Origin of the sequence: Salmonella sp. NW38 (assembly GCF_051807745.1) — a bacterium.
Lineage (GTDB): Bacteria > Pseudomonadota > Gammaproteobacteria > Enterobacterales > Enterobacteriaceae > Salmonella > Salmonella enterica.
The window spans coordinates 160,248-174,786 of record NZ_JAMMTO010000006.1; the positions used below are offsets into that span (position 1 = coordinate 160,248).

The 14,539-nt window shown below is 53.9% G+C and carries 16 protein-coding genes; 12 read left to right on the plus strand and 4 right to left on the minus strand.

Translation table 11 applies throughout. The annotated features are described in order from the left end of the window. The first annotated feature begins 90 nt into the window (after window positions 1-90). On the plus strand, window positions 91-1,908 hold the full coding sequence (gene malZ / locus NA624_RS12555) for a maltodextrin glucosidase (protein WP_000930713.1): 1,818 nt from the start codon (window positions 91-93) through the stop codon (window positions 1,906-1,908). Between the two features lie 71 nt (window positions 1,909-1,979). Here malZ and NA624_RS12560 read toward each other — a convergent pair whose 3' ends face one another. Further along, complete coding sequence (locus tag NA624_RS12560) at window positions 1,980-2,582, minus strand: peroxiredoxin (RefSeq protein ID WP_000244731.1); 603 nt, start codon at window positions 2,580-2,582, stop codon at window positions 1,980-1,982. Between the two features lie 209 nt (window positions 2,583-2,791). Next, entirely contained in the window at window positions 2,792-3,373 is a 582-nt protein-coding gene (gene acpH / locus NA624_RS12565; RefSeq protein ID WP_001009858.1) for an ACP phosphodiesterase, read from the minus strand. A 93-nt stretch (window positions 3,374-3,466) separates the two neighbouring features. On the opposite strand from acpH, the gene queA reads away from it, so the two are divergent. The 7 genes from queA to NA624_RS12600 all read left to right on the plus strand — a co-directional run bounded on the left by queA (window position 3,467) and on the right by NA624_RS12600 (window position 10,041). After that, window positions 3,467-4,531: a tRNA preQ1(34) S-adenosylmethionine ribosyltransferase-isomerase QueA gene (gene queA / locus NA624_RS12570; RefSeq protein WP_439040268.1), complete on the plus strand. Its 1,065-nt coding sequence runs from the start codon at window positions 3,467-3,469 to the stop codon at window positions 4,529-4,531. Window positions 4,532-4,715: 184 nt separating this feature from the next. Then, window positions 4,716-5,843 carry a tRNA guanosine(34) transglycosylase Tgt gene (gene tgt, locus NA624_RS12575; protein WP_000667305.1) on the plus strand — a complete coding sequence of 376 codons (1,128 nt, stop codon included), beginning with the start codon at window positions 4,716-4,718 and terminating at the stop codon, window positions 5,841-5,843. 22 nt (window positions 5,844-5,865) lie between these two features. After that, the gene (gene yajC / locus NA624_RS12580) at window positions 5,866-6,198 is read left to right on the plus strand and encodes a preprotein translocase subunit YajC (RefSeq protein ID WP_000007628.1); all 333 of its coding nucleotides are present in this window, start codon (window positions 5,866-5,868) and stop codon (window positions 6,196-6,198) included. A gap of 27 nt (window positions 6,199-6,225) precedes the next feature. After that, window positions 6,226-8,073, plus strand: coding sequence for a protein translocase subunit SecD (secD, locus tag NA624_RS12585; RefSeq protein WP_000934811.1), 1,848 nt, complete (start codon window positions 6,226-6,228; stop codon window positions 8,071-8,073). Window positions 8,074-8,083: 10 nt separating this feature from the next. Continuing rightward, complete coding sequence (secF, locus tag NA624_RS12590) at window positions 8,084-9,055, plus strand: protein translocase subunit SecF (protein WP_000046629.1); 972 nt, start codon at window positions 8,084-8,086, stop codon at window positions 9,053-9,055. Between the two features lie 93 nt (window positions 9,056-9,148). After that, window positions 9,149-9,496, plus strand: a complete 348-nt coding sequence (yajD, locus tag NA624_RS12595) for an HNH nuclease YajD (protein WP_000974818.1) — start codon at window positions 9,149-9,151, stop codon at window positions 9,494-9,496. A gap of 437 nt (window positions 9,497-9,933) precedes the next feature. Then, on the plus strand, window positions 9,934-10,041 hold the full coding sequence (locus NA624_RS12600; protein WP_000176312.1) for a type I toxin-antitoxin system toxin Ldr family protein: 108 nt from the start codon (window positions 9,934-9,936) through the stop codon (window positions 10,039-10,041). A gap of 83 nt (window positions 10,042-10,124) precedes the next feature. On the opposite strand, the gene NA624_RS12605 is transcribed toward NA624_RS12600, so the two are convergent. Then, entirely contained in the window at window positions 10,125-10,988 is an 864-nt protein-coding gene (locus tag NA624_RS12605) for a nucleoside-specific channel-forming protein Tsx (RefSeq protein ID WP_000752021.1), read from the minus strand. Window positions 10,989-11,287: 299 nt separating this feature from the next. Next, window positions 11,288-11,827 carry a DUF3251 domain-containing protein gene (locus NA624_RS12610; protein ID WP_439040269.1) on the minus strand — a complete coding sequence of 180 codons (540 nt, stop codon included), beginning with the start codon at window positions 11,825-11,827 and terminating at the stop codon, window positions 11,288-11,290. Between the two features lie 151 nt (window positions 11,828-11,978). On the opposite strand from NA624_RS12610, the gene nrdR reads away from it, so the two are divergent. From nrdR to nusB, 4 genes are all read left to right on the plus strand, one after another. After that, a complete protein-coding gene (nrdR, locus tag NA624_RS12615) occupies window positions 11,979-12,428 on the plus strand; it encodes a transcriptional regulator NrdR (RefSeq protein ID WP_000543533.1) in 450 nt (149 codons plus the stop codon). A gap of 3 nt (window positions 12,429-12,431) precedes the next feature. Continuing rightward, complete coding sequence (gene ribD, locus NA624_RS12620) at window positions 12,432-13,535, plus strand: bifunctional diaminohydroxyphosphoribosylaminopyrimidine deaminase/5-amino-6-(5-phosphoribosylamino)uracil reductase RibD (protein WP_001150230.1); 1,104 nt, start codon at window positions 12,432-12,434, stop codon at window positions 13,533-13,535. Between the two features lie 88 nt (window positions 13,536-13,623). Continuing rightward, window positions 13,624-14,094 (plus strand): 6,7-dimethyl-8-ribityllumazine synthase, encoded by a 471-nt coding sequence (gene ribH, locus NA624_RS12625; protein ID WP_001021370.1) that lies wholly within the window; start codon window positions 13,624-13,626, stop codon window positions 14,092-14,094. 20 nt (window positions 14,095-14,114) lie between these two features. Next, window positions 14,115-14,534 carry a transcription antitermination factor NusB gene (gene nusB, locus NA624_RS12630; RefSeq protein WP_000801129.1) on the plus strand — a complete coding sequence of 140 codons (420 nt, stop codon included), beginning with the start codon at window positions 14,115-14,117 and terminating at the stop codon, window positions 14,532-14,534. Window positions 14,535-14,539 lie beyond the last annotated feature (5 nt).

Consider the following 14,539-nt stretch of genomic DNA (forward strand, 5'->3'; position numbering starts at 1 on the left):
AGTCTCCTCCCCTAATAAACCCCTGGATGATGAGTTATCCTTTAAATCTCTATGGCAAGGTGGCCCCATTTTCAGTAGAGGGGATACGAGATGTTGAATGCCTGGCACTTACCGGTTGCCCCATTTGTGAAGCAACATAACGACAAATTAACCATTACGCTGTGGCTGAGCGGAGAAAATCCGCCGTCTCGCGTGACGTTGCGCTCAGAATTCGATAATGAAGAAATCTCACTGGCGATGCGCAAACAGCGCCGCCAGCCGCAGCCGGGCGTGACGGCGTGGCGAGCGACGCTCAATATCGCGTTAGGGCAACCCCGTCGCCGTTACAGCTTTAAATTGCTTTGGCATGATCGCCAGCTTTGGTTTACGCCACAGGGATTTAGCTGTTTTCCGCCTGCGCGTTTGGAGCAATTTGCCGTTGATGTGCCGGATAGCGGGCCGCAGTGGATCGCCGATCAAATTTTTTATCAGATCTTCCCGGATCGTTTTGCCCGCAGCGCGACGCGTGAAGCCGATCAGGACCGGGTGTATTACCACCATGCTGCCGGTCACGACATCGTGCGTAAAGGGTGGGATGAACCGCTCACCCCCCAGGCGGGCGGTTCCACCTTTTACGGCGGCTGTCTGAATGGCATTTGTGAGAAGCTGCCGTATCTGAAAAAACTGGGCGTCACAGCGCTATATCTGAATCCGGTATTTACCGCGCCGAGCGTCCATAAGTACGACACGGAAGATTATCGCCATGTCGATCCGCAATTTGGCGGCGATCGGGCGCTGCTACGCCTGCGGCGTGAAACCCAGGCGCAGGGCATGAGGCTGGTGCTGGATGGCGTGTTTAATCATAGCGGCGACTCGCATGCGTGGTTTGACAGGCATAACCGCAGCACTGGCGGCGCGTGCCATCACCCGGACTCGCCGTGGCGCGACTGGTACTCCTTTTCACCACAAGGCGTGGCGCTGGACTGGCTGGGTTATCCGAGCCTGCCGAAACTCGATTATCAATCAGAAACGCTGGTGGATGAGATCTATCGCGGTGAGGACAGTATCGTTCGTCACTGGCTAAAGGCTCCGTGGAATATGGACGGCTGGCGGCTGGATGTCGTACATATGCTGGGCGAGGCGGGCGGGGCGCGCCATAATTTGCAGCACGTTGCCGGCATTACCCGGGCGGCAAAAGAGGCGCAGCCTGAAGCCTATATTGTGGGGGAACATTTCGGCGATGCGCGGCAGTGGCTACAGGCCGATGCGGAAGATGCCGCCATGAATTATCGCGGCTTCACCTTCCCGCTGTGGGGATTTCTCGCCAATACTGATATCGCTTACGAACCACAGCATATCGATGCCCGGACCTGTATCGCGTGGATGGATAACTACCGCGCCGGGCTGTCACATCAGCAACAACTGCGTATGTTTAATCAACTCGACAGCCATGATACTGCGCGCTTTAAAACCCTGCTGGGTAAAGACGCGGCGCGCCTGCCGCTGGCGGTGGTCTGGCTGTTTACCTGGCCCGGCGTGCCATGTATTTATTACGGCGATGAAGTCGGCGTGGACGGCGCAAATGACCCCATGTGCCGCAAACCGTTCCCGTGGGATGAACGCAAGCAGGACAGCAACCTGCTGGCGCTGTACCAGCGTATGGCGAAACTGCGTCAGCGCAGTCTGGCGTTGCGTCGTGGCGGATGCCAGGCGCTGTATGCCGAAGGTGACGTAGTGGTATTCGTGCGGGTTTATCAGCAGCAGCGGGCGCTGGTGGCGATTAACCGGGGCGAGGCCTGTGAAGTAGTGCTGGAAGCGTTGCCGTTGCTGAACGTGGCCGGATGGCAATGTAAAACGGGGAGCGGTGACATCCGCAAGGGAAGACTTAGTTTACCCGCGATTTCCGCGACGGTATGGATGAATCGTTGAGGCGAGGTGATTCGTAACACCTCACGCATAAAAAAGGCTCGCATTCGCGAGCCTTTTATCAATGCACTGACTTACAGGCTGGAAATGTTCTCAGCCAGGTATTTAGCCACGCCGTCCGGAGAGGCGTTCATGCCTTCTTTGCCTTTTTCCCACTGCGCCGGGCAGACATCGCCGTGCTCTTCGTGGAACTGCAGCGCGTCGACCATACGCAGCATTTCGTCGATGTTACGACCCAGCGGCAGATCGTTTACGACCTGGTGGCGAACAATACCGTTAGCGTCAATCAGGAAAGAGCCGCGCAGCGCAACGCCTTCGTCCGGATGTTCGATACCGTAAGCTTTCTGAATTTCACGCTTCACGTCAGCAACCATTGCGTATTTCACCGGGCCAATGCCGCCTTTATCGACAGGGGTGTTACGCCATGCGTTGTGGACAAACTCAGAGTCGAAAGAAACGCCGACTACTTCAACGCCGCGCTTCTGGAATTCTTCATAACGTTTATCAAAGGCGATCAGCTCAGACGGGCAAACAAAAGTGAAGTCCATCGGCCAGAAGAACAGAACGGTCGTTTTACCATTGGTGTGCTGTTTGAAGTTGAATTTATCAACAATCTCACCGCTACCCAGTACCGCCGCAGCGGTGAAATCCGGGGCCTGACGAGTAACCAGTACCATAATAATTCTCCTGCAATATTAAGGGTTTTAGAACGCAACGCGGGCAGTATAGGGAGGGCGAAGCGACAAAACAATGCGGTCTTGACAATCAATGAGACAGCTTTTGCCTATCGATCGGGTCATTATAAATCGTAATGATGACCCCTTTATGACAGCGAACGATCTTTCTGCCAACGGCGGATCTGACGCACGCCCTCGCTATCAGGCCGTCACAGCGCTTTGCGGGCGGCCTGTGCCATCATACGCGGATAAAAATGCCAGAAGCGCTCTTCTAACGCGTCGTAGTGCGCGTCCAGATCGTACCAGGAATCACGCAAGGCATCCAGCCGGGGACGGCGATTCGCCATGCCATTCAGCACGTTTTGAATGAAATCCATATCGCGATACCGCTCTAACCATTTTTCTGACCAAAGATAATCATTCAGGTTGACAAAGCGCGGAGGGGAGTCGGGCAAAATCGTCGCGACCTGCGCATGGGCGTAGCCGACAAACGCCTGAAGTGGAAAATCGGGAGAGATTTGCGTCCAGTGGCGCGATAAAAAATGATCCCACATGACGTCCAGCGTAATGGGCGCCACGCGCCGCGTTTCATGGCGGAACCACTCTCGCGCCTCACGAACTTCCGGCAGGTTGTCGGTCATGACGTCAATACGCCGATGCATATAAATACCCTCTACGACGTCAGGAGGATAATGCGTTGCCGGGTTACCGCGGACAAAATCGGCCAGCAGATTACCGGAAAGCGAGCTGTCGGCAAGGTGCGCCAGATGCAGGTGAGCAAGAAAATTCATTATTGATTCTCTGTCCAAAAAGCGGGTAACGGTTGCAGCGGGAACGCCCCGGCACTAGACTACCCGCCTCTTATTTTAGTCTGAGTCAGAGTCATGCGCGTTACCGATTTTTCCTTTGAACTACCCGAATCCCTGATTGCCCACTACCCACAGCCGGAACGCAGTCGCTGCCGTTTGCTGTCATTAGAGGGGCCGACGGGCGCGCTGACGCACGGTACTTTCACCGATCTGCTCGATAAGCTCAACCCTGGCGATTTGCTGGTCTTCAATAATACCCGCGTGATCCCGGCGCGGCTGTTTGGCCGTAAAGCCAGCTGCGGCAAGATAGAAGTGCTGGTCGAACGTATGCTCGATGATAAACGCATCCTGGCGCATATTCGCGCTTCTAAAGCGCCAAAACCGGGCACGGAACTGCTACTGGGCGACGACGAAAGTATTCACGCGACCATGACTGCGCGTCATGGCGCTCTGTTTGAAGTTGAGTTTAATGACCCGCGTCCGGTGCTGGATATTCTCAACGCCATCGGCCATATGCCGTTGCCGCCGTACATCGACCGTCCGGACGAAGACGCCGACCGCGAACTGTACCAGACGGTCTACAGTGAAAAACCGGGCGCCGTCGCCGCGCCGACCGCAGGGCTGCACTTTGATGAGCCGCTGCTGGCGGCGCTTCGTGAGAAAGGTATCGAAATGGCGTTTGTTACGCTACACGTAGGCGCGGGCACTTTCCAGCCGGTGCGTGTCGATACCATTGAAGATCACATCATGCACTCCGAATATGCGGAGGTGCCGCAAGAGGTGGTTGACGCGGTGCTGGCGGCGAAAGCGCGCGGCAACCGGGTTATCGCCGTCGGCACCACCTCGGTACGCTCACTGGAGAGCGCGGCGCAGGCGGCAAAAAGCGATTTGATAGAGCCATTCTTCGGCGATACGCAAATCTTTATTTATCCAGGTTATCAATACAAAGTGATTGATGCGCTGATCACCAACTTCCATCTGCCGGAATCGACGTTGATTATGCTGGTTTCCGCATTTGCCGGTTATCAACACACCATGAATGCCTATAAGACTGCGGTAGAACAAAAATATCGCTTTTTTAGCTACGGGGACGCGATGTTTATCACGTACAATCCGCAGGCTATTTCTGAGCGTCCGTAAGAATGCCATTTTGACGCCGGGCAGTGCTCGCCATCCTCACGTACTGCGTGTACGCTCCGGTGGCTGTGCGCTGGCCGACCCCAAACTGGCTGCGCCGATGACGCCTTCGGGAATTTATTAGCTATGGAATCATTCCGTAGCGAGTCGTTAAACGTCGGACTGTTTTTCTGACGCAGGAGTGATAATGAAATTTGAGTTAGATACCACCGATGGTCGCGCGCGTCGCGGTCGTCTGGTGTTTGATCGTGGCGTAGTGGAAACGCCTGCTTTTATGCCTGTGGGTACTTACGGTACCGTGAAAGGCATGACGCCGGAAGAAGTGGAAGCGACCGGCGCGCAGATTATTCTCGGCAACACTTTCCACCTGTGGCTGCGCCCGGGTCAGGAAATCATGAAGCTGCATGGCGATCTGCACGATTTTATGCAGTGGAAAGGGCCGATTCTCACCGATTCCGGCGGCTTCCAAGTTTTCAGCCTCGGCGATATTCGTAAGATTACCGAGCAAGGTGTGCACTTCCGTAACCCGATCAACGGCGATCCGATTTTCCTCGATCCGGAAAAGTCGATGGAGATCCAGTACGATCTCGGTTCCGATATCGTGATGATCTTTGATGAATGTACGCCGTATCCGGCAGACTGGGACTATGCTAAACGCTCGATGGAGATGTCGTTGCGTTGGGCGAAGCGTAGCCGCGACCGTTTTGATAGCCTTGGCAATAAGAATGCGCTTTTTGGCATCATTCAGGGCAGCGTTTACGAAGATTTACGCGATATCTCGGTGAAAGGTCTGGTAGAGATTGGCTTTGATGGCTACGCTGTCGGCGGTTTGGCTGTCGGTGAGCCGAAAGCAGATATGCACCGCATTCTGGAGCACGTTTGCCCGCAGATTCCGGCTGACAAACCGCGTTACCTGATGGGCGTGGGTAAACCGGAAGATCTGGTGGAAGGGGTGCGTCGCGGTATTGATATGTTTGACTGTGTCATGCCAACGCGAAATGCCCGTAATGGTCATCTGTTTGTGACCGACGGCGTGGTGAAGATTCGTAATGCAAAGCATAAGAGCGACACCAGCCCGCTTGACGCCGAGTGCGATTGCTACACCTGTCGCAATTATTCACGCGCTTACTTGCATCATCTCGACCGTTGCAACGAAATATTAGGTGCGCGTCTCAATACCATTCATAACTTGCGTTACTACCAGCGTTTGATGGCGGGTTTACGCAAGGCTATTGAAGAGGGTAAATTAGAGAGCTTCGTAACCGAGTTTTACCAACGTCAGGGGCGACCCGTTCCACCTTTGAACGTTGATTAATTTTAATAATGAGGGAATTTGAATGAGCTTTTTTATTTCTGATGCGGTAGCGGCAACAGGTGCTCCGGCGCAGGGCAGCCCGATGTCTCTGATTTTAATGCTGGTGGTGTTTGGTCTGATTTTCTATTTCATGATCCTGCGCCCGCAGCAGAAGCGCACCAAAGAGCACAAAAAGCTGATGGACTCCATTGCGAAAGGTGATGAAGTTCTGACGAATGGCGGTCTGGTCGGTCGAGTGACCAAAGTAGCGGAAGCCGGCTACATTGCCATCGCGCTGAATGACACCACGGAAGTGGTTATCAAACGTGACTTCGTAGCTGCCGTTCTGCCGAAAGGCACCATGAAGGCGCTGTAATATTTCGTTTTCCCAAAGGGAACTGCCGTGTTAAACCGTTATCCTTTGTGGAAGTACATCATGCTGGTCGTCGTGATTATCGTCGGCCTGCTTTACGCACTTCCCAACCTGTATGGTGAGGATCCGGCTGTTCAAATCACTGGCGTGCGCGGCGTCGCCGCCAGTGAGCAAACGCTGATCCAGGTCCAGAAAACGTTACAAGAAGAAAAAATTCCCGCTAAGTCTGTGGCACTGGAAGAGGGCGCTATTCTTGCGCGCTTCGACACCACCGATACCCAGCTACGCGCCCGTGAAGCGCTGATGAGCGTGCTGGGGGATAAATATGTCGTGGCGCTTAACCTTGCGCCGGCTACGCCGCGCTGGTTGGCGGCTATTCACGCCGATCCGATGAAGCTCGGTCTTGATCTGCGCGGCGGCGTTCACTTCCTGATGGAAGTGGATATGGATACCGCGTTAGGTAAACTCCAGGAACAAAATATCGATAGCCTGCGCAGCGATCTGCGTGAAAAAGGCATTCCTTATACCACCGTTCGTAAAGAAAATAATTATGGGCTGAGCATCACGTTCCGTGACAGCAAAGCGCGTGATGAGGCGATCGCCTATCTGACGCCGCGTCATCGTGACCTGGTGATTTCCAGCCAGAGCGGCAATCAACTTCGCGCGGTAATGACCGATGCGCGCCTGAGCGAAGCGCGTGAATACGCCGTTCAGCAGAACATTAATATTCTGCGTAACCGTGTTAACCAACTGGGCGTCGCGGAGCCTGTCGTACAACGCCAGGGCGCAGACCGTATTGTGGTTGAGCTGCCGGGTATCCAGGATACCGCTCGCGCGAAAGAAATTCTCGGCGCGACCGCGACGCTGGAATTCCGTCTGGTGAATACCAACGTTGACCAGGCCGCCGCTGCTGCCGGGCGCGTACCGGGCGATTCCGAAGTGAAACAGACCCGCGAAGGTCAGCCGGTGGTATTGTACAAACGCGTGATCCTCACCGGCGACCATATCACCGACTCGACGTCCAGCCAGGATGAATATAACCAACCGCAGGTTAACATCTCGCTGGATAGCGCAGGCGGCAATATCATGTCTAACTTCACTAAGGACAATATCGGCAAACCGATGGCGACCCTGTTTGTGGAGTATAAAGACAGCGGTAAGAAAGACGCTAACGGTCGCGCCGTACTGGTGAAACAGGAAGAGGTGATTAACATTGCCAACATCCAGTCTCGGCTGGGTAACAGCTTCCGTATTACCGGTATCAGCAACCCGAACGAAGCGCGTCAGCTCTCGTTGTTGCTGCGTGCGGGCGCCCTGATTGCGCCGATTCAGATCGTTGAAGAGCGCACCATTGGCCCGACTCTGGGTATGCAGAACATCAAGCAGGGCCTGGAAGCCTGTCTGGCCGGTCTGGTGGTCTCCATCCTGTTCATGATCTTCTTCTATAAGAAGTTTGGTCTGATTGCGACCAGCGCGTTAGTGGCTAACCTGGTGTTGATTGTCGGTATCATGTCGCTGTTGCCGGGGGCAACGCTCAGTATGCCGGGGATTGCGGGTATCGTGTTAACCCTTGCGGTGGCGGTCGACGCCAACGTTCTGATTAACGAACGTATCAAAGAAGAGTTGAGTAATGGCCGCACGGTACAGCAGGCGATAAACGAAGGCTATGCCGGCGCGTTCAGTTCCATCTTTGATGCGAACATCACGACGCTGATTAAAGTCATCATTCTGTATGCCGTTGGTACCGGGGCAATTAAAGGGTTCGCGATTACGACCGGTATCGGTGTGGCGACGTCGATGTTTACCGCGATTATCGGTACGCGTGCTATCGTAAACCTGCTATATGGCGGCAAGCGCGTCACTAAGCTGTCAATCTGAGGAGTGCGATGTGGCACAGGAATACACTGTTGAACAACTAAACCACGGCCGTAAAGTCTATGACTTTATGCGCTGGGACTTCTGGGCATTCGGCATCTCCGGGCTGTTGCTGATCGCGGCCATTGTCATTATGGGCGTACGCGGGTTTAACTGGGGGCTGGATTTCACTGGCGGCACGGTAATTGAAATCACGCTGGAAAAACCGGCTGAAATGGATGTGATGCGCGAAGCGCTGCAAAAAGCGGGCTATGAAGAGCCGCAGTTGCAGAACTTTGGCAGCAGTCATGACATTATGGTGCGTATGCCGCCAACCGAAGGTGAAACCGGCGGTCAGGTACTGGGTAGCAAAGTGGTGACGATCATTAATGAAGCCACCAACCAGAACGCGGCCGTGAAGCGTATTGAATTCGTGGGGCCAAGCGTGGGCGCCGATCTGGCGCAAACCGGCGCTATGGCGCTGCTGGTGGCGTTGATCTCTATCCTCGTTTATGTCGGTTTCCGCTTTGAGTGGCGACTGGCGGCAGGGGTGGTCATCGCGCTGGCGCACGACGTGATCATTACGCTGGGGATACTGTCGCTTTTCCATATCGAGATTGACCTGACCATTGTGGCATCATTGATGTCGGTGATCGGTTACTCGCTGAACGACAGTATCGTGGTCTCCGACCGTATTCGTGAAAACTTCCGCAAAATCCGTCGCGGGACGCCTTACGAAATCTTTAACGTGTCGCTGACCCAGACGCTACACCGTACGTTGATTACCTCCGGTACGACGTTAGTGGTAATTCTGATGCTGTACCTCTTCGGCGGTCCGGTACTGGAAGGCTTCTCGCTGACGATGCTGATCGGTGTCTCTATTGGTACGGCATCTTCTATCTATGTCGCATCGGCGCTGGCGCTGAAACTCGGTATGAAGCGCGAGCATATGCTGCAGCAGAAAGTCGAAAAAGAAGGGGCGGATCAGCCGTCCATTCTGCCGTAAGCTGGCGTTAACATGACTGAAAAAAGCCGCAACATCGCAGGGTGCTGCGGCTTTTTATTATCCAGAATAAACTCGATTGCATGAGGAACTATCATGGCTATCATCCCAAAAAACTACGCGCGCCTGGAAAGCGGCTATCGTGAAAAAGCGCTGAAGCTGTTTCCGTGGGTGTGCGGACGTTGTTCCCGTGAGTTTGTGTATTCAAATCTGCGTGAGCTGACGGTGCATCATATCGATCATGACCACACCAATAACCCGGAAGACGGCAGCAACTGGGAGCTATTGTGCCTCTACTGCCACGATCATGAGCATTCTAAATATACCGAAGCCGATCAGTACGGTTCGACGGTCATTGCCGGGGAAGATGCGCAAAAAGATGTCGGCGAGGCGACTTATAACCCGTTTGCCGATCTGAAAGCGATGATGAACAAAAAGAAATAAGCAGGCTGCTGACAAAGTTGTTGGTGCTGTTGAATGTTAGGTTACGCTTCGCTCCACCCAACGGAATCCGCAATATAAATGAATTATTGGTTTTCGTAGGTCGGATGCAATCCGACATTTTTTCAGCCCCGGAGTTTGTCGCCAGCCCCAAACGTCCTGTAACGCATACATTGTCACTGGAATCCCGATCGCAAGGTTGGGATTTTTTTGTTTTTAATTCATGCCGATACTGGCGAGCAGAGTAGAATCAGCGGTAAGCCGGGGCAACCCGGTGAGGCGCAATGTTGCGGGGGCTTGATCCCCGGTGGCCTTGTCGCTGGAAAGAGAAAACCCCCGCACATTGTTCGGTATTCACCGGCAACATTACGGGGGCTAACTTGACCCTAGACAAGTTGAGGATAGCCGCGAACCGTTGCCATTGCAACAAAGGCGGCAATATGACGCTCACAGAGTTGAGCATTACTATCTGGCACGATCTGGCGGCACCAACGCTGGTCGGGATTGCGACAGGTCTGTTTTTAGGCTGGTGGCATCGCCGGAAGTAATGTGAAGTGGGCGCGACTCGCCGCCGCATGGCAGCATGCGCCCGAAACGGGCCAGAGGGCGACCTCTGGCCTTTTTTGCAGGTTTAGAAGTTGTAACCCACGACCAGGTAGCCGCCCCAGCCGGTAGATTTCGCGCTGAAATCGCCATCGCCCCAGTTCAGTTTTGCGCCATTCTGCCACTGTCCGCCGTTATGGAAGTAACGCGCAACGACCGAGTAGTGCCAGTGATCGTAGTTCAACGCCAGGATATGGCTGGAAGCGATGGAGTTGCTGGTACGGTTCGGATCGTCGCCTAAATCAGATCCCCAGTCAAAGTTGGTAAAGCCGATATAGCTCAGTTTGCCGCCCCACAGATCGGTGATGGGGACGAAGTATTTCACTTTGAAACGGTAGCCGTCCCATTCGTTTTCATTGGACGCGCCGTAGTTTTGCCACTGATATTTCGCATACACGTTCAGCGACAGGCCCATCGGCAGGCCGGTGTCGATATCGGTCCCCAGACCCATATACCACGTGCTCTGGCGGCTGGCTTTGTTATCGCCCATATCGTAGATGTAGTTGTTGGCGAAATACCACTCTTTAAACGGGCCGAAGCTCAGGTCTGCGCCGGTCAGCTTATCAATCGAGAAACGCGGTTCGATTTCCATGAACAGCGGAGAACCGTCGGACCAGATACCTTTATCGTTGCCGTTACCCCAATCAAAGGTTTTGGGAATATCGATATAGCCGTAGAAATCAAACCAGTCTTTTTTGGCAAATGCTTCATATTCCAGATAGACGTCGTTGTTCAATTTCGGCGAGAAACGGGTATGGTAGCTACCTACCACGTTTACGCTCTGGTGCCACCAGTCGGACAAATACTGCGGCTGATCATTTTCTGCTGCGTTAGCAGTAAAAGATGAGGTGAGCGCCAGCGCTGCGCTGACTGCGAGTAAAGTTTTTTTCATATGTATGCCACTGTTTGAAATCCCTTGCGGGAGTGAAAAGAACGCAATTTGCGTTTCTAAATATTTCGTGTTTCTGCGGAGCCTATTATAAAAATCATTGCTCACAAAAATATGTCTTGTTTCACATATCTATCATTTACGTAATCGATTGCGTTCACGTTTGCGCACTTTAGGCGCGGCGACAGTACTATCTTTCATGAATATTACCAATCCATGTCATAAATGACGGAAATGTCAGTAGGGCAACAAAAGTCGCGCGGGGGATGTTGCGGAACGCACAAAACGCTCCGCCAGAACGTTTATTGATTAACAGGCTGAATATCATGGATGCGAAGGAAGCCTAACTGCGCCGGTGTGATCCCCTTCAACGGTAACGAAATATTGACATCACTGGGCGCCAGCAAGCTGGCAGGGGCATTTACCAGAAGGCTCTGTGCATTTACCTCCTGATAGTTCTCCGTAGTGCCCTGAATTTGCCCGTACTCTACGGTAGCGCTGAATGCCGGCAGCGGATCGCGGGACTCGCCCTGAATGCGTAACGTTGCGTGAGCGCCGTCTGCGACAGGCGTAATTTCCAGCAATGTCATACGTAGCGTACCGATCTGACTCTCCAGCCGGGCAGGCGTATTGGCGCCAGGCAACAAATAGACGCCGCGGGTTGACTCCGCATTCAGCTTATTTTGTTGGGTAATTTTTACCGTTTCCTGATTCAGTTGGGTCATCTCTTTATTCAGGGTGCTAATGCTTTGATGCATCTGGCGAACTTCGCTCTGCGGCGCGCAGGCGGTCAGGCTCAAGAGACTTCCCACCAGGAGAATTCTTAGGTAACGTCTTGTCATGTCGATCATTTCCTTCGTGGTCCGATAGCGTAATGGTAGTGCGCTATACGCACAAAGGCACCGATCCTTTATCTCAAAAGCGCTCCGCCTTTGTTGTCGCGCCAGTTCAGGGTAAAATAGCATTTCCTAAATCATCTGGTCAGGACGCCGTATGCATTGCCCATTTTGTTTCGCCGTAGATACCAAAGTCATTGACTCTCGTCTTGTAGGCGAGGGCTCGTCCGTGCGCCGCCGTCGGCAGTGTCTGGTGTGTAATGAACGCTTTACGACCTTTGAAGTGGCTGAACTGGTCATGCCGCGCGTGATAAAAAGCAACGATGTGCGCGAACCCTTTAATGAGGATAAGCTGCGTAGCGGCATGTTGAGAGCGCTGGAAAAAAGACCCGTCAGCGCAGATGATGTTGAAATGGCATTGAACCATATTAAGTCACAATTACGTGCCACTGGGGAGCGTGAAGTTCCCAGCAAGATGATTGGCAACCTGGTCATGGAGCAGCTGAAAAAACTCGATAAAGTCGCGTATATTCGCTTTGCCTCCGTCTATCGCAGTTTCGAAGATATCAAAGACTTTGGCGAAGAAATCGCTCGCCTACAGGACTAAGCCATGCAGGATGAATTTTACATGGCGCGAGCGCTAAAACTGGCGCAGCGTGGGCGTTTCACCACTCACCCGAACCCTAATGTCGGCTGTGTCATTGTTAACAATGGCGACATCGTCGGCGAAGGTTATCACCAGCGCGCCGGAGAGCCGCACGCCGAGGTCCATGCGCTGCGGATGGCGGGCGCAAAAGCCAAAGGCGCAACCGCCTATGTCACGCTTGAACCCTGTAGCCATCATGGGCGAACGCCGCCATGTTGCGATGCGCTGATTGCGGCCGGCGTCGCGCGCGTGGTCGCCGCGATGCAGGACCCAAATCCACAGGTCGCCGGGCGCGGGCTGTATCGCCTGCAACAGGCGGGTATTGCGGTCAGCCACGGGTTAATGATGAGTGAAGCGGAGGCGCTCAATAAAGGCTTCCTCAAGCGGATGCGTACCGGATTCCCTTATCTTCAGCTTAAACTGGGCGCCTCCGTGGATGGACGGACGGCGATGGCCAGCGGCGAAAGCCAGTGGATCACCTCGCCGCAGGCCCGGCGCGACGTTCAGCGCTTGCGTGCGCAAAGTCACGCTATCTTAACCAGTAGCGCGACGGTATTGGCTGACGATCCGGCCTTGACGGTGCGTTGGGCGGAGTTAGACGCCTCTACGCAGGCGTCTTACCCGCAGGAAAATCTGCGCCAGCCGGTGCGAATTGTTATCGACAGCCAAAACCGGGTAACGCCTGCGCATCGTATTGTGCAGCAGCCCGGCGAAACGTGGATTGCGCGTACCCAGGAAGATAGCCGCACGTGGCCCGATTCGGTTCGTACTATCAGCGTGCCGGCGCACAATGGACATTTGGATCTGGTTGTGCTGATGATGCAGTTAGGCAGGCAGCAGATTAATAGCATATGGGTTGAAGCCGGACCGGGACTGGCGGGCGCGTTGCTGCAAGCCGGGCTGGTAGATGAACTGATTGTCTATGTCGCGCCTAAATTGTTGGGAACCCAGGCGCGGGGATTATGCGAATTGCCGGGGCTTGAGAAGCTCGCCGACGCGCCGCAATTTACCTTCAGCGAAATACGACATGTCGGCCCGGATGTTTGCCTGCATATGGTGAGCGCATGAGTTCTCCCGTCGAAAGGGGAGCAGCGCTCAAATTATTATGATAAAATCCGCCCCCCTGCGGGGCCAAATGAACCCTGGAAGAGAGAATATGAACATTATTAAAGCTAACGTTGCAGCCCCTGACGCTCGCGTCGCCATCACTATTGCGCGTTTCAATCAGTTTATCAACGACAGCCTGCTGGATGGCGCGGTTGATGCCCTGACGCGTATTGGTCAGGTAAAAGATGATAATATTACCGTAGTGTGGGTGCCTGGCGCCTATGAACTGCCGCTGGCGACCGATGCGCTGGCGAAAAGCGGTAAATATGACGCCGTGGTTGCGCTGGGAACCGTGATTCGCGGGGGGACTGCGCACTTTGAATATGTGGCAGGCGGCGCCAGCAATGGCCTGGCAAGCGTTGCCCAGGACAGTGGCGTGCCGGTAGCCTTTGGTGTTCTGACCACCGAGAGTATTGAACAAGCCATCGAACGTGCTGGTACAAAAGCCGGTAATAAAGGCGCAGAAGCTGCGCTGACCGCGCTTGAAATGATTAATGTATTGAAAGCCATTAAGGCCTGATTTTTTGTAAGGGGAATTCCGTGAAACCTGCTGCTCGTCGCCGCGCCCGTGAGTGTGCCGTCCAGGCGCTTTACTCCTGGCAGTTGTCCCAGAACGACATCGCTGATGTTGAATACCAGTTCCTGGCGGAACAGGACGTAAAAGACGTCGACGTTCTCTATTTCCGTGAACTGCTATCCGGGGTGGCGACTAACAGCGCGTACCTGGATGGTTTAATGAAACCGTATCTGTCCCGTCTGCTTGAAGAGCTGGGACAGGTTGAAAAAGCCGTGCTGCGTATTGCGTTGTTTGAGCTGTCAAAACGCAGCGATGTGCCTTATAAAGTGGCCATCAACGAAGCGATTGAACTGGCGAAAACCTTTGGCGCTGAAGACAGCCACAAATTCGTCAACGGCGTACTGGATAAAGCAGCTCCGGTGATTCGTCCCAACAAAAAGTGATTCAC

Bases quoted from the DNA above. Each gene is read 5' to 3' on its own strand.
- malZ (WP_000930713.1), top strand. From the start codon at position 91: ATGTTGAATGCCTGGCACTTACCGGTTGCCCCATTTGTGAAGCAACAT.
- NA624_RS12560 (WP_000244731.1), bottom strand. From the start codon at position 2,582: ATGGTACTGGTTACTCGTCAGGCCCCGGATTTCACCGCTGCGGCGGTA.
- acpH (WP_001009858.1), bottom strand. From the start codon at position 3,373: ATGAATTTTCTTGCTCACCTGCATCTGGCGCACCTTGCCGACAGCTCG.
- queA (WP_439040268.1), top strand. From the start codon at position 3,467: ATGCGCGTTACCGATTTTTCCTTTGAACTACCCGAATCCCTGATTGCC.
- tgt (WP_000667305.1), top strand. From the start codon at position 4,716: ATGAAATTTGAGTTAGATACCACCGATGGTCGCGCGCGTCGCGGTCGT.
- yajC (WP_000007628.1), top strand. From the start codon at position 5,866: ATGAGCTTTTTTATTTCTGATGCGGTAGCGGCAACAGGTGCTCCGGCG.
- yajD (WP_000974818.1), top strand. From the start codon at position 9,149: ATGGCTATCATCCCAAAAAACTACGCGCGCCTGGAAAGCGGCTATCGT.
- NA624_RS12600 (WP_000176312.1), top strand. From the start codon at position 9,934: ATGACGCTCACAGAGTTGAGCATTACTATCTGGCACGATCTGGCGGCA.
- NA624_RS12605 (WP_000752021.1), bottom strand. From the start codon at position 10,988: ATGAAAAAAACTTTACTCGCAGTCAGCGCAGCGCTGGCGCTCACCTCA.
- NA624_RS12610 (WP_439040269.1), bottom strand. From the start codon at position 11,827: ATGACAAGACGTTACCTAAGAATTCTCCTGGTGGGAAGTCTCTTGAGC.
- nrdR (WP_000543533.1), top strand. From the start codon at position 11,979: ATGCATTGCCCATTTTGTTTCGCCGTAGATACCAAAGTCATTGACTCT.
- ribD (WP_001150230.1), top strand. From the start codon at position 12,432: ATGCAGGATGAATTTTACATGGCGCGAGCGCTAAAACTGGCGCAGCGT.
- ribH (WP_001021370.1), top strand. From the start codon at position 13,624: ATGAACATTATTAAAGCTAACGTTGCAGCCCCTGACGCTCGCGTCGCC.